At 59.6% G+C, this 267-nt stretch carries 1 pseudogene; it reads left to right on the top strand.

The annotated features are described in order from the left end of the window. Positions 1 to 35: 35 nt before the first annotated feature. A pseudogene (locus SB765_RS30270) lies at positions 36 to 267 on the top strand (hypothetical protein); the annotation flags it as partial.

Here is a 267-nt window from a genome sequence, read left to right as displayed (position 1 = left end):
CCGCCTTCGCAGATTCCGGTATGGGAAAGACTACGATGCTGCGCAAGATAGCGCAGGCCATGCAGGAAACAGGTGGTCGCCGTCTTCGCATCCATGTGTTCGACGCGCATGGCGACGTCGAGATTCCTGGCGAATCCGCGGTAAGGTTTCACGAGTCGGCGGACTTCGGTTTCAATCCCCTCGAGCTGAATCCGGACCCCGAATTCGGCGGGGTGCGCAAGCGCATCCAATCTCTCATTGCGGCGATCAATCGCACGTCAGACCACG

Source organism: Pseudomonas sp. SIMBA_067 (genome assembly GCF_046534675.1).
GTDB classification, from domain to species: domain Bacteria; phylum Pseudomonadota; class Gammaproteobacteria; order Pseudomonadales; family Pseudomonadaceae; genus Aquipseudomonas; species Aquipseudomonas putida.
The sequence above is the reverse complement of the archived record's forward strand: the minus strand, read 5'-3'. Positions and strand labels throughout refer to the sequence as shown.